This window comes from Streptomyces sp. NPDC028368, assembly GCF_055565615.1.
Genome location: NZ_JBVHTY010000023.1, coordinates 86,520 through 104,599, shown reverse-complemented (window position 1 = coordinate 104,599; position 18,080 = coordinate 86,520). Strand labels below are relative to the sequence as shown.

General features: G+C 68.6%; 17 protein-coding genes and 4 pseudogenes. 12 read left to right on the top strand and 9 right to left on the bottom strand.

The features are described 5' to 3' along the window. The first annotated feature begins 59 nt into the window (after window positions 1-59). The 3 genes and pseudogenes from ACZ4S3_RS36505 to ACZ4S3_RS36495 all read left to right on the top strand — a co-directional run. Complete coding sequence (locus ACZ4S3_RS36505; RefSeq protein ID WP_467942628.1) at window positions 60-1,085, top strand: TolB family protein; 1,026 nt, start codon at window positions 60-62, stop codon at window positions 1,083-1,085. A gap of 258 nt (window positions 1,086-1,343) precedes the next feature. Beyond that, window positions 1,344-1,635, top strand: a pseudogene (locus ACZ4S3_RS36500) (IS630 family transposase); the annotation flags it as partial. Beyond that, a pseudogene (locus ACZ4S3_RS36495) lies at window positions 1,632-1,916 on the top strand (transposase); the annotation flags it as partial. The pseudogenes ACZ4S3_RS36500 and ACZ4S3_RS36495, both read left to right, overlap by 4 nt. A gap of 108 nt (window positions 1,917-2,024) precedes the next feature. On the opposite strand, the gene ACZ4S3_RS36490 reads toward ACZ4S3_RS36495, so the two are convergent. Continuing rightward, complete coding sequence (locus ACZ4S3_RS36490) at window positions 2,025-2,957, bottom strand: LysR family transcriptional regulator (protein WP_467942624.1); 933 nt, start codon at window positions 2,955-2,957, stop codon at window positions 2,025-2,027. A gap of 206 nt (window positions 2,958-3,163) precedes the next feature. Here ACZ4S3_RS36490 and ACZ4S3_RS36485 point away from each other — a divergent pair, with 206 nt between their 5' ends. From ACZ4S3_RS36485 to ACZ4S3_RS36475, 3 genes are all read left to right on the top strand, one after another. Further along, window positions 3,164-3,820, top strand: a complete 657-nt coding sequence (locus ACZ4S3_RS36485; RefSeq protein ID WP_467942622.1) for a CatB-related O-acetyltransferase — start codon at window positions 3,164-3,166, stop codon at window positions 3,818-3,820. Between the two features lie 5 nt (window positions 3,821-3,825). After that, the gene (locus ACZ4S3_RS36480; protein ID WP_467942663.1) at window positions 3,826-4,716 is read left to right on the top strand and encodes a Vgb family protein; all 891 of its coding nucleotides are present in this window, start codon (window positions 3,826-3,828) and stop codon (window positions 4,714-4,716) included. A gap of 68 nt (window positions 4,717-4,784) precedes the next feature. Then, window positions 4,785-5,132 (top strand): YciI family protein, encoded by a 348-nt coding sequence (locus ACZ4S3_RS36475; protein WP_467942620.1) that lies wholly within the window; start codon window positions 4,785-4,787, stop codon window positions 5,130-5,132. Window positions 5,133-5,472: 340 nt separating this feature from the next. Here the strand turns inward: ACZ4S3_RS36475 and ACZ4S3_RS36470 are convergent, their stop codons facing one another. Together ACZ4S3_RS36470 and ACZ4S3_RS36465 are read right to left on the bottom strand one after the other, a co-directional pair. Further along, window positions 5,473-5,763, bottom strand: a complete 291-nt coding sequence (locus tag ACZ4S3_RS36470; protein WP_467942617.1) for a putative quinol monooxygenase — start codon at window positions 5,761-5,763, stop codon at window positions 5,473-5,475. A 13-nt stretch (window positions 5,764-5,776) separates the two neighbouring features. Continuing rightward, on the bottom strand, window positions 5,777-6,817 hold the full coding sequence (locus ACZ4S3_RS36465; RefSeq protein WP_467942615.1) for an aldo/keto reductase: 1,041 nt from the start codon (window positions 6,815-6,817) through the stop codon (window positions 5,777-5,779). Window positions 6,818-6,960: 143 nt separating this feature from the next. Here ACZ4S3_RS36465 and ACZ4S3_RS36460 point away from each other — a divergent pair, with 143 nt between their 5' ends. The 3 genes from ACZ4S3_RS36460 to ACZ4S3_RS36450 all read left to right on the top strand — a co-directional run bounded on the left by ACZ4S3_RS36460 (window position 6,961) and on the right by ACZ4S3_RS36450 (window position 9,449). Then, window positions 6,961-7,791, top strand: a complete 831-nt coding sequence (locus ACZ4S3_RS36460) for a helix-turn-helix transcriptional regulator (RefSeq protein ID WP_467942613.1) — start codon at window positions 6,961-6,963, stop codon at window positions 7,789-7,791. A 208-nt stretch (window positions 7,792-7,999) separates the two neighbouring features. Beyond that, window positions 8,000-8,497: a peptidylprolyl isomerase gene (locus ACZ4S3_RS36455; RefSeq protein ID WP_467942611.1), complete on the top strand. Its 498-nt coding sequence runs from the start codon at window positions 8,000-8,002 to the stop codon at window positions 8,495-8,497. Between the two features lie 394 nt (window positions 8,498-8,891). Beyond that, window positions 8,892-9,449 carry a hypothetical protein gene (locus ACZ4S3_RS36450; RefSeq protein ID WP_467942608.1) on the top strand — a complete coding sequence of 186 codons (558 nt, stop codon included), beginning with the start codon at window positions 8,892-8,894 and terminating at the stop codon, window positions 9,447-9,449. A gap of 735 nt (window positions 9,450-10,184) precedes the next feature. Here ACZ4S3_RS36450 and ACZ4S3_RS36445 read toward each other — a convergent pair. From ACZ4S3_RS36445 to ACZ4S3_RS36420, 6 genes and pseudogenes are all read right to left on the bottom strand, one after another. Continuing rightward, window positions 10,185-10,835 carry a sensor domain-containing protein gene (locus ACZ4S3_RS36445; RefSeq protein ID WP_467942605.1) on the bottom strand — a complete coding sequence of 217 codons (651 nt, stop codon included), beginning with the start codon at window positions 10,833-10,835 and terminating at the stop codon, window positions 10,185-10,187. 1,243 nt (window positions 10,836-12,078) lie between these two features. Next, the gene (locus ACZ4S3_RS36440; protein ID WP_467942603.1) at window positions 12,079-13,158 is read right to left on the bottom strand and encodes a lytic polysaccharide monooxygenase auxiliary activity family 9 protein; all 1,080 of its coding nucleotides are present in this window, start codon (window positions 13,156-13,158) and stop codon (window positions 12,079-12,081) included. A 141-nt stretch (window positions 13,159-13,299) separates the two neighbouring features. After that, a pseudogene (locus ACZ4S3_RS36435) lies at window positions 13,300-13,410 on the bottom strand (IS5/IS1182 family transposase); the annotation flags it as partial. Further along, window positions 13,410-13,553 (bottom strand): annotated as a pseudogene (locus ACZ4S3_RS36430) (transposase); the annotation flags it as partial. The pseudogenes ACZ4S3_RS36430 and ACZ4S3_RS36435, both read right to left, overlap by 1 nt. Window positions 13,554-13,754: 201 nt before the next feature. Next, the gene (locus tag ACZ4S3_RS36425) at window positions 13,755-13,910 is read right to left on the bottom strand and encodes a hypothetical protein (RefSeq protein ID WP_467942601.1); all 156 of its coding nucleotides are present in this window, start codon (window positions 13,908-13,910) and stop codon (window positions 13,755-13,757) included. Between the two features lie 375 nt (window positions 13,911-14,285). Then, the gene (locus ACZ4S3_RS36420) at window positions 14,286-14,474 is read right to left on the bottom strand and encodes a DUF6381 family protein (protein ID WP_467942599.1); all 189 of its coding nucleotides are present in this window, start codon (window positions 14,472-14,474) and stop codon (window positions 14,286-14,288) included. A gap of 341 nt (window positions 14,475-14,815) precedes the next feature. On the opposite strand from ACZ4S3_RS36420, the gene ACZ4S3_RS36415 reads away from it, so the two are divergent. The 3 genes from ACZ4S3_RS36415 (at window position 14,816) to ACZ4S3_RS36405 (ending at window position 17,316) form a co-directional block, all read left to right on the top strand. Beyond that, entirely contained in the window at window positions 14,816-16,378 is a 1,563-nt protein-coding gene (locus tag ACZ4S3_RS36415; protein WP_467942596.1) for a helix-turn-helix domain-containing protein, read from the top strand. After that, window positions 16,378-16,953: a transcriptional regulator gene (locus ACZ4S3_RS36410; protein WP_467942594.1), complete on the top strand. Its 576-nt coding sequence runs from the start codon at window positions 16,378-16,380 to the stop codon at window positions 16,951-16,953. Before ACZ4S3_RS36415 ends, ACZ4S3_RS36410 begins: the two co-directional genes overlap by 1 nt. A gap of 132 nt (window positions 16,954-17,085) precedes the next feature. Continuing rightward, complete coding sequence (locus ACZ4S3_RS36405) at window positions 17,086-17,316, top strand: hypothetical protein (RefSeq protein WP_467942590.1); 231 nt, start codon at window positions 17,086-17,088, stop codon at window positions 17,314-17,316. Window positions 17,317-18,080 lie beyond the last annotated feature (764 nt).

Sequence of the window (18,080 nt, the reverse complement as noted above, 5' to 3'; positions counted from 1 at the left end):
CCGCGGTGAGTGTCCGCGGGTGTCCACATGACCCGAACCGCCCGCAGTGAGGTACCCGTATGACGCGAACCGCCCGCCTGACGATCCTGCTGCTCGCCGTCCTCCTGCTCGGGACGGCCGGCACCGCCGCGGTGCTGCGCGCCGCCGACCGGTCCGGCCAACGGGACCAGGAACAGGCGAGTGGCCCGCCCGTCCGGACCGGCACGGTCTCGCTCCGGCCGACCGCCGGCGGCCGTCAGCTGCTGTTCCGCAACCTGGCCTGGGGCCCGCACCGCGACGAGATCGCCACCGTGGCCGCCGACCGGCCGCAGGGACCACGCACCGTGTCCGGCGTCAAATGCCTGCGCTTCCACGCGGCCGCCGGCACCGGTATCTGCCTGCAGGCCGAGCACCACACGCTTGAGGACACCTACCGAGCTGTCGTCCTCGACTCCCGTCTGCGCGAACGCCACCACTTCCCGGCCGCCGGCATTCCCACCCGCGCCCGGGTCTCACCCTCCGGCCACCTCGTCGCCTGGACGGTCTTCGTCAGCGGAGACTCCTACGCGGGCACAGATTTCTCCACCCGCACCGCCATCGTCGACACCCGCACCTGGGCGATCGACGACAACCTGGAGTCCTTCGCCGTAACCAAGGACGGCCGGCCGTACCGCGCCTCCGACATCAACATCTGGGGCGTCACCTTCGCCGGCGACAACCGCTTCTACGCCACCCTGGCAACCGGCGGCCAGACCTACCTCGTCCAAGGCGACGTCGCCGCCCGCACCCTCACCACCCTGCACCGAAACGTCGAGTGCCCCTCGCTGTCCCCCGACGGCACCCGCCTCGCCTTCAAGAAGCGCGCCCCTGGAGCCTCACCCGACGCCCCCTGGCGCCTGTACGTGCTCGACCTGCGCAGCATGAAGGAGACCCGCACCGTCGAGCGGCGAAACATCGACGACCAGGCCCTGTGGTCCGACGACTCCACCCTTGTCTACGCCCTCCCCGGCGACTACGGCTCGGATTTTTGGACCGTACCCGCCGACGGGAGCGGAACAGCCAGGCGGATGATGGTCTCGGCCGTCGCTCCCGCCTATCCGCGCTGATACGGCGAGACCAGTCGCCGGCCCTGTAAGGAACTCCTGTAGGGAACTCCTGTAACGGGAACGACGGAATCCGCTGACGGCGGAGCACCGTAACTCACGGGTACCTCAATAGCCGGCCAGGAGAACACCACCGATGGCATGTATGGCGATGTGCCGGTGTGATGTCAGTGGCCGATGGTCAGTGATGGCATGTCAGGTGGCCATAGAGGCCCTGCTTGTTGTGCTGGCTGGGGCGGAGTCACTGCCATGAGGGAGAAGCCGGCGAACGCCACCCACTGTTCGACGCGGTCGATGGCGGCAGCCACCGGGATGTCGCAGTCGGCGATCTCCCGGATCTGGCGGGCCTTCGCCCTGGCCCCGCACCGGCCGGTCCCAGACCTTCAAGCTGTCCACCGACCCGCTGTTCATCGACAAGGTCCGCGACGTCGTCGGCCTCTATCTCGATCCGCCGGAGAAGGCTCTGGTCCTGTGTGTGGACGAGAAGTCGCATATCCAGGCCCTGGACCGGTCCCAGCCGGTGCTCCCGATGATGCCGGGAGTGCCTGAACGCCGCAGATGAAGGAGTTCATCGCCGCGAACGAGGAGTGGCTGACCGTCTTCCACTTTCCCGCCTACGCACCCGACCTCAACCCACAGGAAGGCATCCGGTCACTGGTGAAACGGACCATCGGCAACCTCGCCGCCGCCAACCTCGACCAGCTCGCCACCGCAGTGAAGCGCCGCCTCAAGAAGACCCAGTACCGTCCGCACCTCATCGACGGCTGCCTCGCAGGCACCGGCCTGAGCTGCCGCGCCGTATGTAGCGAAGATGCCTCGCAGGCACCGGCATGACCATGGACAGCTGACCGCAACCAAGCCGACATCACGCATTCAAGTTCAGTAGCGGTTGCCACGAACGCGAGGGCAGCGGCCTCGATGTCATGGACCCGGCCGAGTGTGTCACTGAACCCGTGAACGCATGTGGTCACGGGCTCCGCCCCTGCCAATCTCGCGCGCCCCGAGTTCGCGGGCGGTCTCTATGAACGCCCGTACATGCGGCGCGGGGGCGGACTCGGGCAGGACGAGCGCCCATTCGGTGAGTGGCGCATCATCGATCGGGACCAGTACCACTCCGGGGTAGGTGTAATAGCGGGGGACATGGGCGTTGAGCGGGCAGACCACGCGACCGGTGGCGACCAGGGCGAGGACCTCGTGGAAGGTCCTCGCCTGCGGGCCGCGGTGGACCAGGCGCCCGCCCGGCGTCCGCTCCGGGCACATCGCCCGGTACCACTCCTCGGGAGTACGCGGGCCGGGGTCCGGAACTGTCCGACCGGCCAGATCCTCAAGCGACACGCGAGCCCGTGACGCCAGATCGGAGCCCGTGGCCACAGCCAGGACCCGGCCCTCCGTCAGCACTGCAGGCCCGAGCCGGAGTCCGGGTTCAGGCACCGGGAGCCACATCAGTTGCGCCGCTACCTCGCCGGCCCGTATCCGGGCGAGCGGATCGCTGAAGTGGTACTCCGCGAACTCCACACTGCACTGGGGGTGGCGGGCGCAGAACTCCTCGACCAGCCAGGCCAATTCGGAGGGGAGTGCGCCCATCGCCCCCAACCGCACGGTCCCTGAGCAACCGCGGGCAGTCTCCGCCGCACGGGTCAGGGCTTTGCGGATCAACCCGTAGCCAGGGTGGAGATCGTCGCGCAGCCGCTGACCCAAGGGCGTCAGTGTCACGGTGCGGGTGCTGCGGTCGAACAAGGCGCCGCCCAGGCGGCGTTCCTGTCTGCTGATGGACTGGCTGACGCGTGCCTGGGAGAGATGCAGCCGCTCCGCGGTCCGGCCGAAGTGCAGTTCCTCGGCGAGCGTCAGGAAGATCTCGATGTCCCGCAGTTCCATGGCTCCCCCATTGATCACTCCCGCTTATGGCTGCCTTGCGGAAATCGGCGTTGCTTCGGCCGAGCAGCCTAAACGAGACTCGGCCCTGTCCCACTGGCCCACCGGCACCCGGCCGGGAACAGCGTCAGCCGTGCCTGCCCGCCCCTTCTCCTCTCCGTAGCGTCCGCCGCCGCGGACCGCACCGCACCACGCAAAGGATCCTCACCTTGGCACCTGATCCGACCACCGTTCACCCGCTGCCCGCGCACGACCGGGTGGTGTTCCTCAAACCGCTGGTCGCCTCACCGAAGATCGTCGTTGGCGAGTACACCTACTACGACGACCCCGGCGGTGCGACGGAGTTCGAGCACCGCAACGTGCTCTACGCCTACGGGCCGGAACGCCTGATCATCGGCAGGTACGGCGCGATCGCCACGGGAACCCGCTTCCTGATGGCCGGCGCGGACCATCCGACGGCGGGTGTGTCCACCTTCCCGTTCACCATGTTCGGCGGCCGCTGGGCCGAGGAAACCCTGGACATCGTCACGGCCATGCCCAGCCGCGGGGACACGGTCATCGGCAATGACGTCTGGTTCGGCCACCAGGCGACCGTCATGCCGGGTGTGCGCATCGGCGACGGCGCCATCATCGCGGCCGGCGCCCTGATCACCGCCGACGTCCCTCCCTACACCATCGTCGGTGGCAACCCGGCCAGGCCGATTCGGCAGCGGTTCACCGACGACGACGTCGAGCGACTCCTCCGCGCAGCATGGTGGGACTGGCCCACCGACCTGGTCACCGAACACGCCCGCACCATCATGGCCGGAACTCCCTCGGACATCGCACGCATCGCCGCCGAGCACGATCTGGAGAAACCCCTGTGACCCAAGTGTCCATCGACGAGCACGCTGTGAGTGACAGCGAAGCCGGACCGTACGCCATCACCACCGGGCCGGACGGCGCACTGTGGTTCACCCTGGTCCACAGCGGCCACATAGGTCGGCTGATCCCCGGCGGACAACCGACGAGCCACCAGCTCGACCCCGCGTGCGGGCCGACCGTCATCGTCCACGGCCCCGACGACGCCCTGTGGTTCACCCAATACCAGGCACACCGGATCGGGCGGATCACCACCGGCGGCGTCATCGACAACTTCGCGATACCCACCCCCGGCTGCGGGCCCTTCGGTATCGCAGCAGGGCCGGACGGTGCCCTGTGGTTCACCGAGACCACCGCCGACCGCATCGGGCGCATCACCCTCGACGGCCGGGTCACCGAGTTCCCGCTCCCCGTCACGGGCGCGTTCCCCTCCGCGATCACCGCCGGCGCCGACGGCGCGATGTGGTTCACGCTCAACCAGGCGAACGCCATCGGGCGGATCGGCATGGACGGCGCAGTGGCCCTCCACTCACTGCCGACCAAGGACGCCGCTCCGGTAGGCATCACCGCGGGGCGCGACGGGGCTCTGTGGTTCGTCGAAATCGCCGCCGGTCAGATCGGGCGGATCACCCCCGACGGTCAGGTCATCGAGTTTCCGCTGCCCGACCGCGCAGCCCGGCCCCACGCCATCACCGTCGCCGACGACGGCACTGCGTGGTTCACCGAGTGGGGCGGCAACCGCGTCGGCTCGATCACTCCCGACGGCACCATCACCGTGCACGACCTGCCCACCCCCGGCTCCGAGCCGCACGGCATCACCGTGGGTCCCGACGGCGCCTTGTGGGCAGCTCTGGAGACCGGTGCGCTGGCTCGTATCGCCCCTGTGGACAACGCCACCTGACCAACGACTCCCTCACACCCTCCAACGTCAACAACGGCCGCCCGCACGGCGGCCGGAGAGGAACATCCGTGAAATACGCACTCGTGATCTTTGAGACAGATGAGTCACGCCGCCGGATCCAGGCCGACCGGGACGCCTATCGCGCGCAATACCAGACCTGGATCGGCACGCTTGCGGCGGCCGGAAAGCTGGTCGGCGGCGACGCCCTGGAAACCGAGCACAACAGCCCGGCGACGGTACGCAAGACGACCGACGGGGCGTCATCAGTGACCGACGGGCCCGCGCACACCGGCGAGGAGACCCTCGGCGGCTGGTTCGTGCTTGAGGTGGCCGACCGTGCGGAGGCCGTCGAACTGGCCAAGTCCCTGCCTACTCCGGAGACGATCGAGATCCGCCCGCTCCTCGAATCCGCCTGAGCCCAACCACCGTCGTACCGGAGCGGTTCGAGCAGAGGTCGAGCCGGCCCGGCCGCCGGTGCCCAGGTGCCGGGACCGGCAACAGCGGCTCGATCCTCGACCACAACTCGTCCCCGACCACCCACGGTTGAGGGCTCCGCTTGCCCACACCCAAGCAACCGAAGCAACCGAAGCAACCGAAGCAACCACCCGAAAGACATGGCTACTCATGTTGCGTTAGGAGTTCTGCGAGCTCGGCATTGGCGGTGGGTACGGCCTGCAAAGGACAGCCTGAGGCGACACGTGCGGTGCGCGTGTCGCCTCAGCGATGCCCGTGCAGTTACCGGTTGTCGGCAGGCACTTAGGGAGCTTCGATCAAGGTGCGCAGAGTTAGTGGGCGGGCGAGGATGCGGTCGAGGACTCTCTGGGCGTGACGTAGGTGAGGGGTGGTGAAGTGCTCGTCGAAGGCCTGCCGGTTCTCCCACCGTTCGACGATCACCATGCGGGCGGGGTTGTTGGGGTCGGCATAGGCCCGATACGAGAGGCAACCGGGTTCGTCCAGCGTTGGCTCGATCAGGGCTTCCAGCGTCGTGCGGAGCCGATCATGCCGGCCCGGTGCGGCGAGGAACTCGGCGATGACGAAGAGGGACATGGCCCGGTCGCCTTCAAGAGTGGCGGGCGGGACCGCTGCCCGCGCCGGAGACCGTGATCGCGGTGGCAATCTCCTCGATGTCGGCAGGGGTCAGCTCCAGCGAGCCCGCTCCGATCCAGCCGTCCACTTGGGCGGCCTTGCGCGCGCCCACGATCGCCCCGGTGATGCCGGGCCAGGCGAGCACCCAGGCGATGGCCACCTCGGCCACGGTGCGCCCATGGCGTTCAGCGATCGGCCGCAGCGCCTCGGCGAGCTGGAGGTTGGCGGTCAGGCCGGTTGTGAAGTCGTGGTGGGCGGTCCGCCAATCCTCGGCGGGCAGTCCGGCCACGCGCTCGGCGGAGAAGGCCCCGGTGAGCAGGCCGGACTGCAGCGGCGAGTAGACGATCACGCCGGACTCGTGCGCGCGTGCCCAGGCGATCTCAGCGGCGGACGACCGGTTGATCGCCGAGAACGGCGGCTGGATGACGTCGACATGGGCGATCTGCTCGGCCGCCTCGAGCAGGTCGGGCGTGTGATTGGACAGCCCGATCGCCCGTACCTTGCCTTCGGCCTTCAGGTCGGCCATAACCTGCCAGTACTCCTCCAGCGGCGTGGCGTTGGGCGACACCGCTCCGAAGCCGCCACCGGCGTACTCCAGCGATTCGCCGGTGTCGGGATAGTGCACCTGGTACAGGTCGATGTGGTCGACGCCCAGCCGCCGCAGCGAGTCTTCGAGCTCGCGGCGGACGCTGGCCGGCTTCATGATCCGCCGAGGCGCGGCCGACGGATTGTCCGGGTCCCAGACCAGGCCGACCTTGGTGAAGATGTACGGGCGATCGGCCTGCGGCAGGCCGGCGACGGCCTTGCCGACCAGTTCCTCCGAATGGCCAAGGCCGTACACCGCGGCGGTGTCGATCCAGTTGACGCCCGCGTTCAGCGCGTGGCGGATCGCGGCGACCGACTCGGCGTCGTCCGTGGCGCCCCAGCTGAAGGTCCAGCCCGAGCCCGACACAGCCCACGAACCGAAACCCAACCGGGTAATCTCCATGCCGGTACGGCCAAGCATGACAGTCATAAGTGATGCGCTCCCGTGAATCGGAATGCCGGAACCGTTCCGGCGGATTCAACTCTCGGTGTTCCACGCGAGGTCAGGCAGTGCCCGGCGCTGCCTAGGCACGCCATGACCAGACACACTCAAGATCAGGAAATAATCGGCATATGGCCTTCGATCGACGCGCCGAGCTGGGTGAATTCCTCCGATCGCGCCGCGCCCGGCTTCGCCCCGAGGAGTTCGGCCTGACCTCCTACGGACGGCAGCGCCGGGTCCCCGGGTTGCGCCGCGAGGAGCTGGCGCAGCTGGCCGGGGTCAGCGTCGACCACTACGTCCGCCTGGAGCAGGGCCGGAACCTGCAGTTCTCGGGGGAGGTCCTGGACGCGGTGGCCAAGGCCCTGCGCCTGGACCCGGCCGAACGGGAGCATCTGCACCTGCTGGCGCGCCCCGCCCCGGCGGCCGCCGAGGAACCCGCCGGCAGCCCGCCGCTGCGTCCGGGCATACACAGCCTGCTCTCCGCGATCAGCGGCGCCCCTGCCTACCTGGTCGACCGCAGGACCGACGTGCGGGCATGGAACCGGCCGGCCGCGGCGCTCATCACCGACTTCGGCGCGCTCCCCGCCGCGGAGCGCAACATGGCCAGGCTGGTCTTCCTCGACGACGGCGTGCGCGACCTGTACGTCGACTGGTGGGCGCGGGCTCGCGACGTGGTGGCCTTCCTCCGGCTGGACGTTGCGCGCCCGCCCGGCCCTCCTGCCGCCCAGGCCCTGATCGAGGAGCTGTCGGCCGTCAGTCCCGAGTTCCGCCAGATCTGGGCGGAGCACGACATCAAGGCCCGGGAGCACGGTAGGTACCGGTACAGGCATCCCGTGGTGGGGGCGGTCGAATTGACCTACGAGACCCTCCGGCTGCCCGGACACCCCGACCTCGCCCTGGTCGTCCACACGGCCGAGGAGGGATCGCCCTCCCAGGAAGCACTCCGCATCCTGACCCGCTGATTCCCGTATTTCGGTAGTCATACCGAGGGCGATACGGATGTCTTGACAGGGGGTAAGGCTTGGCGTCAAGCGCGCCGGCTGAGCATTGCTCAACATCACTCCCCACCCCCCACGCCGCGCATGCTCCCAAGAGTGAGCGCCCGTCGGCAGCGACCTCCAGAGGGAGCCGCTGCAGGGCAATACGCCAGGGCCGTGACAAGATCGCCCTATGTCTACCAACGTTTTTTTCGACATCACCATCGACGGCGACGCCGCGGGCCGGATCGTCTTCAAGCTGTACGACGACGTCGTCCCCAAGACGGCGCAGAACTTCCGTGAGCTGGCCACCGGCCAGCACGGCTTCGGATACGAGGGCTCGGGCTTCCACCGCGTCATCCCGGACTTCATGCTCCAGGGCGGCGACTTCACCCGTGGCGATGGCACCGGCGGCAAGAGCATCTACGGCGAGAAGTTCGCCGACGAGAACTTCAAGCTCAAGCACGACAAGCCGTTCCTGCTGTCCATGGCAAACTCCGGCAAGAACACCAACGGCTCGCAGTTCTTCGTCACCACGGTGCTCACGCCGTGGCTGGACGGCAAGCACGTAGTCTTCGGCGAAGTCGTCGAGGGCCAGGACCTGGTGACGAAGATCGAGTCTCTGGGCTCGCACTCCGGTGCCACCCGGGCGAAGATCGTGATCGCTTCCTCGGGCGTCGTGGGCGAGTAACACCTCCGCCCCGGGCAGCGGGGCCGGCTCGACGCAGGCTGTTCCGGCCGCGCACCCGCCCGCTCGGCCCGCTGTGCCCTTACCGGGGCTGGCGCACCACGCGGGGCGCCACGGCGGCCGGGGCGATCCGGAGGCCGAGTCGATCCGGAGGCCGGATCGGCCAGGGCCTGCATTCATCACAGAAGAGATGCCCCGCCCCTTTGCCCCGGCGGAGCTCCGCTGCGCGAGCGGCCCAGGCCCTCGCCTTCAGCGCATGGGTCCTCGCGCAGCGGCACACGCGGACTCGGGGTCCTCCGTGAACCGGCCGGCGTCCCGCCTGGCCCGGCTCGGGAACCGTTCCCCCGGACCCTGCGTGACCTCTTGAGGTGTTGTCGGCTGGTGGTGAGGGGACCGAATGAGAGCGCGGACGATGGCGAGCGTGGCGGTATCGGCCTGTGTGGCGCTGGTGGCGTGCGCGTGCGGTCCGGACAAAGCGAAGGACACGGACGCGAAGCCTTCGCAGCCGTCCGCGTCCACGCGGGCCAAAGAGCCGTCGGCCACGCCGTCCGTGTCCGCTCGGACCGAGAAGCCGTCGGCCGAGCCGACCGGCGACCAGCTCGCGCCCAGGACGAAGGAGGGCGCGATCCAGCGGTACGAGCAGTACCTCCACGCCCTGGGCCGTGAGGACATCGACACGGTCTGCGAAGTGGCCGGGCCCGGCGCGAAGAAGGCACAGGACCAAGGGCTCGGTCCGTGCACGTCGACGTTCGCCGCCGTGTTCCAGATGATCTCGCCCGCGCAGAAGAAGGCCCTCAAAACCGCGACGGTCGACCCACAGCGCATCGCCGTACGCACGCCCGACAAGATCGAGATGCCGGTCGAAGCGGTCAGGGCCTCCGCCACCTTCTCCGAGAGCGACCTCGGCAGCTACACCCTGGAGTACCTCAAGAACGAGTGGTACATCACCGACTGAACCCGACGCGCCGTACACGGAGCCGCCCGCCGGACGGCTCCGCGCGCACGCCACCCGGCGGCCGGTCGACCGGCGTCCGTCGACGACCTTCAGCCCACACCGTGCTCGGCTGTCTCCGCCCCCGTGGCCGGTCGCGCCCGGCGCGCCCCGGGCCGGCCGCCGCCGACCGCGAGGCTGGTGATCGCCGATCGCCGTTCCCCGGACAACCTCCTGCCGAGTGAGTCTTCCGCCGAGCCCATGCACCACACGTGTTGCACCCGTCATGGCCGTCCTGACCCCCGCGCGGTCGCAGACTCGTCGCAGTCGGATCCGGCCGCCGCCGCACCGTGTGTGGACCTGGTGGAGCGGGACGGGATGTGGGGTGGTCGCGACGTGGACGGTTACGGGGATGGTCCCGTTAACGGAACTCAGAGACATAAATTCACAGGTCAGAGGCGGCCTCTGTCAGCTTCCCGGCCATGTTTGAGACAGGCGATCCTGCTCGGGACCTGATGGCAGTTCGTACTGCCCGAGTCCGGCGAGCTGCTGGAGACGGCGAACCCGGCGCGGCCGCACCTGCTGTTCGACGCGGACAGAGCTGTGGTGGCTCCAGCGATGGCGTTCTTCGCAGAACTGCAGGCATGCGGACGGCCGGCGACGACGGGGAAGGCGGTCCGTTCACGGCCGGGGCGCGCCGCGGCAGAAGGCACGCCGTTTCGGCCGTCCGTTCAGCCGCCCACGGTGGTGAGCGGTCCGTCAGCCGAGCAAGGCTCGGGACAGGCGGGCCTGGGAGCGGAGGATGTGGGGGCCGAAGCAGAAGGCGACGATGATCTCGGCGACGCCCAGGCCCGCCGCGATCTGGGCCGAGGTGTAGCTGGTCAGGTGGACGAAGAGAAACCAGTTGCCGTCGCCCCAGGTAGAGACCAGCGGCTCCCAGATGAACGGGAGCACGATGCCGAAGACGCCGTGCGCGATCAGCACGAAGGGGAGCAGGGCGAGCAGGCCGACGGGAAGCGTGACGGCGAGCTGGGCCCAGCCGAGCCGGCGCCAGGTGGAGGACCCGGAGAGGACCGCCGCCACGGGCTTCAGGAATGCCGGCCTGCCGGGTGCGGGTATCGCGGCGGGGTCTTGCGGGATGGTGATGGGCGCGATGCCGAACCAGCGCTGCCCCAGGGTCAGCTGGCGGTGGGCGAGGGAGCGCAGGGCGCGCGCGGTCGGGGGGACGAGGGCGAAGCCCACCCAGACGATCACCAGCAGCATCGCGATGATCAGCAGCCACGCCGTCACCGCCGCGAGCAGTCCGAGGCCGAACAGCGCCAGCCCGCGCCACGGCGCAAGCAGCCGGCCGCCCAGTGCCCGACCTCGCCCCACGGCCGCCCCGGTCCCCGCCTGTACTCCGCCCGTCATGTCCCCATCTCCTGCCCAGTCTTGGTCTCCGCGGATCCGGTCAGTGATCCGCTCGGTCACCATCTTCGCGCACCGGCCAAACAAGATCACTGGGGTTAACCCCCCGCTAAGGGCTGTCCCGTAATGCCTGGCGGGCGCACGACGACAGCTACGGCACCTCGCCGCGTTGTCGGAACGTCCGGATACGCCCAGTTTCCGGACGTCCCTCCGCCTTGCGATGCAGCTCGGCATCCGTATGGCAAAGGGAGAGCCGAGACGCAGTGAGCACAGCGAACGCAGTGCATCTGACGCCGTGCGCTGATCCACCAGACATTACGGGACAGCCCTTAGCCGTGTGGAACCGCCGCTTCAAGACGGGGAAACTATGGGACCTGTAGTAGACGAAGGCAGGCCCGCGCTGATGAGCAATGCGGCCCGGTCTCCGGACTCACCGAATTCGGTCACCGGGAAGTCGGCGCCGGGGCCGAAGTACGCGGCAGCGACGAGGGCGCACTGCGAGACGGTGCTGCGGTCCTTCTACGACTTCCACCTCGACCAGGGCACCGGTCCTGTAATTAATCCGTTTCCGCTCGACCGTTCTCGGCGGGCGGGGCGGGCGAACGCTCATCACAATCCGGTGGAGCCCTTCAAGCGCGAGAGGCATACAACGCGGCCAGCCTGATGGTGCTCTTCGGTGAGACACGGTGACCCAGACTTCCCTCAACGCCACTGTCGACGAGAGGTTCGTCGCCCCCGTGCTTCCCCGTGTGGAGCGGGGCGAGGCGATGATGCGACTGCGTCGTCGATTCCCGCCTCGCCCCGTGCCGGCCGACTGGCCAAGTACGCGGCGAACCCGGGAAGAAATCCGCGGGTGGATCGGGCAACGGCCGTACTGCTCAGGAACTCTCGGGCCGGTTTTGCGCGGGGCCGACCGCCTCCTGGAATGGCTGGAGAGCTTTCCGGGAGATGACTGGCAGAGCCGTTGGACAGCCAGCGGGACCCAGGCTTACTCGGCCGAGGGCTGGCGCGTTGGGCGCGTGCCTCCGGCCTTCGCGCACCGTACGGAACGCGAGAGGAACGTTCTCTCGTGCGGCATTCGTCAGCTGATCTGCGCAGATGTCCTGCGTCCCGACGTCCGCTGGATGGTGACCCGGAAGCGGCCGGGGCTGCTCGACGCAATGGAATGGCGGGACCGCACGCCACCAGTAGTGGGGAGCCGATCGCTTCGGATGGGCTCCCCAGCGGAAGGATGAAAGCGGTTCAGCTACCGCAGCATCACGTCACACGTGGACGCGAAGAATTCACCCGTCTTGCCGCCGTTACCACCGTCAGGGGTGTCCGGTCCTCCGTGGCCGCCCCAGATGTGCACGATCGCCGCCCGCCCGGTCCGTCGTGGGAAGGATGCGAACTCCCACTTGTTGGAGTCCTCTTCCCGGTGCGAGCCCTGGACCTCGACCAAGAAGGGGATTGGCTCCAGGTCCTGCCAGCTCAAGCCGCTGCCTGGATCCCAGTCTGCACGGGTGATGAACCACCGGTGGGACCAGGACTCGTTCGTGTGGTACGCCGTGTAGTCGTAGGTGAAGGACTGGGTGGCAGCTGAAGTGTCCAGCTCCGTCAAGGGCCACTCGCCGAGTGTGGTGTCTGGCGCCAGATCCAGACCGCGGAAAGCCGGATTGCCAGTCGACGGGACGGTGCCATCCTCGAAGAACTTACGGTATGCCAGATACTTTTGAGCGTCGTTCCACGGGTAGTCGGCGAGCATCCGGGAAGCCCCCGGCACCACCTCCTGCCAGACGGTGCTGGTGTTGAGACGGCGCGCCTCGACACAGATCGGCGAAGGATCCACGTCCCGGATGGCAACGGCTGCGCGGCTGCGCGGGTGGTTTACCGTGCCGTGCCGCGGTGACTCATCGAGCCCCTTAGATTCCTTCCGGGACTGCTGAGGAGCCGACCATGGACGGGAGCGCTCCGAACCGACTGTCACCTCGTCGGTGAACGGCGTGAACTGTCCATCCACCTTGGCACGGATCTTCACACTGTATTCCTCGTCCGGTTCCTCGCCCAGATCCACCCAATGAGCGTTGGATGGCGTCCAGTCCCAGGCGGGCCAGTAGAGGAAGACCGTCTGCCGCACCTCTCCGTTGATCCACACCTCGTAGACGTGCGGGTAGGGCGCCTCGCCGTTATTCCAGTCTTCCGGAGGGGGCCATGTCCCCTGGTCAGGGCTGTTCGCCCCGATCTGCCAGCGCAGACTGATGCCGTACAACGTGTGCTTGCCGTCATCGCGGTACCTGACATCGGCGCGAAGGTCGGACGGGGCAGTGTTCTGAGAGCTAGCGCTCATAACGTTCCCTCTCCTCGATTGCTTGCATCCCGCAGATCGTCACCACGCGGGGTGTGCATATGTCCGACATTGGCGCATGATGATGGGCTGACACTTGATATAGAGGCAGACATTCACTCAGACGTGTGACGCCATACGAATCTGGCCGGTGGGCTGTGGGACGACTGAGCGGATGCCGCGGCGGCAGAGATGCCCGCGGATCGCATGGGAGGAATACGCGCGATCCGCGAGAACGGCCGTGGGCCGGGTTCTGGTGAGCAGGTCCTGTACTTCCACGCGATGGCCTCAAGGGCGCGGCGGTGGTCGGCCCACCGTTGTCCACGGACCGGATAGGCCGGCATCAACGGCTCGATTCGGTCCCACATAGCATCAGTGATCGCTAAGCGCACGGACACATCCGATCCACTGACCAATCCATCAACGAGACACGCTCTAGTTCAGAGAAGCACGCGCGCGCCTGGACGTGCTCCGACCCCGGCACGGCACGCTCGTCCTACAGACTCTGCTGTGGCTCGACGAGAGATCCGCGACCTCCACGGCCTCGCCTCCACCGCCTCGCCCCCGCGACCCCGGTCACCGAGCGGGAACTGAGGCTCTCAGTCCAGCTGATCGGCGAACTGGCCGGAGTGGACACCGACGAGCTGCACGACGAGTACCGCGAGGCCCTGGACCAGCTCGTCGACGCCAAAAATCGCCGGCGGGCAGATCGAACCCCCGCCCACACCCCAGCCGGCCGGAGACCTGCTCACCATGCTGGAGGAGTCCGTCCGATCGGCACGCCGTTCCCGGCAGGACAAGCCGTCCGGTTGACCGGGGGATATCCGGCGGTCGCACTTGGGGCGCGGGTTCGCTTGCGCTCGCCGACGCGGTCGGTTCGGGGTGCGGCCGACTGAGGGCCTTGGTCTCTGGGCGCATCAACCGGTGGAATCGGCCCCGTCGGTTTGTCGCCTCCGCACCCAGACGCGGGCGTTGGCATTGTGCAGTGCACGCCGAAGGCCTCAGGACAGGTACTGCATCCAAGCGCGGCCCGGCGAGCGACCGCAGCGGTGCCACAAGCGGCCGGGCGGTGACTTCGCGCGCCTCGGGGAGCGCAGGAAGCCACCGCCCGGTGACTGTGGCAGGGCCTGCTACATGGGGTCGATGCCCTGGCCGCCTCCGCGGTCCTCCTTCTCGCTCTGCTCCTGCAGGCGGCGGGCCTTGTCCGCCAGCTGCTTACGCTGTTCCGGGTCGGTGGCGCGCTCGGCCGCTTCCTTCATTTCCTGTGCCTTGGCGCGCAGCTGCTGGGCACGACCGCCGGATTCGCCGGCAACGCTCATGCTCACTCCTGGAGTGTGTGGGGGGCGGGCCTCATCAGCGAAGCAGGGCCCACGGTTCCGCGCATCTCGAAGCGGACGGTCGTGGGTGCGGAACCGGCCGCCGGCGGTGCGGCCGTAAGCACCGTGCCGGCTCCGTCCGGATGGCCGTCACCGCTCTGGTCACCGGCCTCGAGGCGGAACTGCGGGCGCTCTGCCGGGCGATCGTCCCGCCCTGGCCACAGCTCGCTGACTTTTCGCCTTCCGTGGGCCGCGCGATGACACATGCAAGTAATGACCAATGTATGCCTAATACATGCTTAATTCGCTGCCATATTCTGCATAATTTGAGGTACGGTACAGGCATGAGCGATGACCAATTCGACGGTGTGGAAGCCCTGCTGGAGGAGGCGCGACTGACGGCACGGATGCCGGAGCCGGCCGAGCGTCGCCGCCTGCGCGATGCCGCCGACCTCTCCCGCGCCCAGGTGGCCGCCGCGGTCGGCGTCGGCCGCCAGACCATCGCCAACTGGGAGGACGGCACCACCGACCCGCAACCGCCGGGACGCTCCAAGTACCTGCGGCTCCTGGAGGGGCTCGCCAAGATCCACCCCGCCCCGACCCCCGCGGCCGTCGCCGCACACCCGGCGCCCACCCCGCCCCCCGCCCCGGCACCGGACCCGCTCTCCGCGCACACCGCCCGGGGCCCCGACGGCAAGGCCATCCAGGGCGAACCCGGCCCGTGCATCCGCTGCGGCCACGTCACGCCCTACAAGTCCACCGACGGCCGCCCCCTGCACGCCGGCGCCATGTGCCAGCCCTCTCCACCCGCCACCCCACCCCAGACCGCAAGCGCCCCGGCCACGCCCCCCGCCCCGGCTGTTCCGGTCTCACCTGCTCCGGCGCCGGTGCCCTCGCGGCCGCAGCGTCGGGCGAAGTCCGCGGCCCGCGCCCAGGCGGAGACCACCAGCCTCATCGCTCGAGCGGTGCACGAGGAGCTGGAGCGCGCCGAGGGCGACACCGACGCTGCACTGCAGGCCCTTGTCAAGCGCGCCATCCCCGACGTCATGGCCATGTTCGACGAGACCCGCGCAACGGCCCGCTACGCCTACACCGCCTACCCGGCGCTGCCCGACGTCCTCAAGAAGCCTTCGAAGAAGGAGCCGGACCAGATCTGGGAGGCCCGCCCCAACTTCCACCACCCCCACTACTCCCTCAAGGTCCCCGGCAGCGTCGTGGTCACGGCCCTGGATGCCAACGCCGCCTACCTCTCCGCCCTCAAGTGCTGGCTGCCGATCGGGAAGCTGGAGCACTCCACCGGCAGCGACGGCGTGGATTCCAAGCGTTCCGGCGTCCACCTGATCACCCCTGCCGCTTGGCGCCACCCGCACCTGCCCGACCCCCTCGGCGACCGCGACGAACCCGGCGCCCTGTGGGTCACCGACGCCACCCTCAGGCTGCTACTACGCCTCTCCGGACCCAAGTACGGGCTTATCGACGCGCCCGAAATTCACGAATCGTGGACGTCCGGCGCGACGGAGAATTTCCTGGACGCCCTGCGAAAGACCCTCACCGCGGCGCGGGAGACAGCTATTGCCGAGGACGACACCATCACTCTGGAATACATCAAGGCGATGTATTCGAAGTTCATCTCCACGATGGGCGAGTCCATTCATAACCGGGACATGGTGCGCCCGGACTGGATGCACGTCATCCACAGCCAGGCCTACGCCAACCTCTGGGGCAAGGCATACAAGGCCCATCAGGCCGGCCTGGACGTCGTCGCCATGATGGGCACCGACGAGCTGCACGTCACCGGCGACTGGCGCCAGGTCTTCCCCGAAGGCCGCGGCGTCGCCCAGATGAAGATCAAGCACGGCGACGCCAAGGCGTCCGGTGAGTACACCGTCGGCACGGTAGCCCGCTGATGGCCGGCCGCTGGATGCACCTCGGTCTGTACGGTGCCGACGGCATTCCCGGCTGGCTGGCGCTGGCTGACGGCATCGAGCGGATGGTCACCGGCATCGAGTCGCCCGTCGAGTCCGAGCGCGGCCTAGCCGCCCGCCTGCGCTATCTGACGGCCTCGGACGCCGGATACGAGGCCATGGACCGCGCCGGCATTCACGTCCGCCCCCGCACCCTCATCGCCTGGCTCGCCGAAGAGCAGACCCCCAGCAAGGCCAACCTCGGCCGCCTGGACGCCGCCTACTGGGACCTGCGCCGCCGCAACGTCGCCGCCGACCTCAAGCGCCGGCTCAACAACCACGGCCGCGGCACCCGCATCGAAATCAACCCCGTCGACCAGTCCCGCGTCACCCGCCCGCACTGGCGGGACCTGTCCACCCGCAACATCAGCGTCCGCGGGGTGTGGGACGCAGCCGTCGACGCCTGGGTCACCGGCGACGAACAGGCCCTCGATGCCATCTGGGACGAGATCATCACCGGCCTGGGCTCCGACTACGACGCCTACAGCAACGTCTCCTCCATCGGCTGGGCCGCCTGACACCACCACACACGAAGGGCCCGGAGTCACTGCAATTGGACGCTGTTGGCGAATGCGCAAGGCCGACGCCAACGTCTGACACGACAGCACGAAGCCCCGTCCTCCAGCGTGATCGGAGAGCGGGGCTTCGACGTGTTCGAAGGGCCAGTGGTTGTCCGCACCGTCGCCGGACAGGACGGGGATCTGGTCCCGGATGTGCGCGCCATGCTCGCGCCTGGCCACCTGCCCCGCGAAGAACTGGTGGATTGGATGACACTGGTCGCCCGGCACTCCCGCTCCAGCGGGGCACCTGGAGCTGTCACTCTGCCCGTACAGGCGATGCCCCGCCTGGTCGTCACCGGGGAATACGATGCCTTCCCCTGAGCACCTGTCCACCTTGGTGGAGGGGCCAGGCCAGCCCTCCCGCTGACGCCTCGGTCGAGTGGCCCAACTGTCCGAGCGCCGTCGCTGCCGACCATCCAGGACTCGGGCCCACGTAGTCAGAGCGGGACGCTCGTATCGCTCCCCAAGGCGGAAGGACGCCGAGCCCAACAGCCCGGCGCCACCTCGGCGGAGCAACCGGTCGGCGTCCCAAAACCTGGGTCATGAACAGACAAAGTCGAAGCCCTCGGCCAGCAGAACCCGGACTGGATCTCGCGGCGCTCGCTCGCCGGTCTGTGGCAACGACTGCTGTCCGACCTGGCCACGCCCGGGAAGTTCGCCCGACTCGAGTTGACCGGAACAGAGCCGCTGACCAACGCTGCAGGCGGCGCAATCGGCCCCCGTGACGGGGCCACCAGATCGGTGCCTCGCGCCCGCCAGAGCCAACCGGGCTGACTCGGCGCGCCGGCAAGGTCCTCGCCCTTCCCTTGCCCGCACGAGGCCGGCCCGCCACGGACTGTGGCACTCCATGGAGTTGATGTGGCATCAAGCCGCCTGCCTCCGCGTTGCCCCGGGGCCCACGGCCGGGGCACCCGTGCGACTCGACGAGCGTTTGCGGTACGGCCTGCCGCCGGAGAGCGTTGTAACGGGGTGGTGCATCCCTGCTTTCCGCCCTCATTCGGCATAGCGGAGAGGAGGGGCGGATTCAAGGTGATTTTTTTCCGTCTACTGGGTATGTCGACTCACCGCGTGAGATGACAGAATCC

Excerpts from the sequence above, each read along its gene's own strand:
- ACZ4S3_RS36465 (WP_467942615.1), bottom strand. The coding sequence starts at position 6,817 with ATGACTGTCATGCTTGGCCGTACCGGCATGGAGATTACCCGGTTGGGT.
- ACZ4S3_RS36450 (WP_467942608.1), top strand. The coding sequence starts at position 8,892 with ATGAGAGCGCGGACGATGGCGAGCGTGGCGGTATCGGCCTGTGTGGCG.
- ACZ4S3_RS36470 (WP_467942617.1), bottom strand. The coding sequence starts at position 5,763 with ATGTCCCTCTTCGTCATCGCCGAGTTCCTCGCCGCACCGGGCCGGCAT.
- ACZ4S3_RS36460 (WP_467942613.1), top strand. The coding sequence starts at position 6,961 with ATGGCCTTCGATCGACGCGCCGAGCTGGGTGAATTCCTCCGATCGCGC.
- ACZ4S3_RS36420 (WP_467942599.1), bottom strand. The coding sequence starts at position 14,474 with ATGAGCGTTGCCGGCGAATCCGGCGGTCGTGCCCAGCAGCTGCGCGCC.
- ACZ4S3_RS36505 (WP_467942628.1), top strand. The coding sequence starts at position 60 with ATGACGCGAACCGCCCGCCTGACGATCCTGCTGCTCGCCGTCCTCCTG.
- ACZ4S3_RS36425 (WP_467942601.1), bottom strand. The coding sequence starts at position 13,910 with ATGGTGAGCAGGTCTCCGGCCGGCTGGGGTGTGGGCGGGGGTTCGATC.
- ACZ4S3_RS36415 (WP_467942596.1), top strand. The coding sequence starts at position 14,816 with ATGAGCGATGACCAATTCGACGGTGTGGAAGCCCTGCTGGAGGAGGCG.
- ACZ4S3_RS36440 (WP_467942603.1), bottom strand. The coding sequence starts at position 13,158 with ATGAGCGCTAGCTCTCAGAACACTGCCCCGTCCGACCTTCGCGCCGAT.
- ACZ4S3_RS36455 (WP_467942611.1), top strand. The coding sequence starts at position 8,000 with ATGTCTACCAACGTTTTTTTCGACATCACCATCGACGGCGACGCCGCG.
- ACZ4S3_RS36410 (WP_467942594.1), top strand. The coding sequence starts at position 16,378 with ATGGCCGGCCGCTGGATGCACCTCGGTCTGTACGGTGCCGACGGCATT.
- ACZ4S3_RS36490 (WP_467942624.1), bottom strand. The coding sequence starts at position 2,957 with ATGGAACTGCGGGACATCGAGATCTTCCTGACGCTCGCCGAGGAACTG.
- ACZ4S3_RS36445 (WP_467942605.1), bottom strand. The coding sequence starts at position 10,835 with ATGACGGGCGGAGTACAGGCGGGGACCGGGGCGGCCGTGGGGCGAGGT.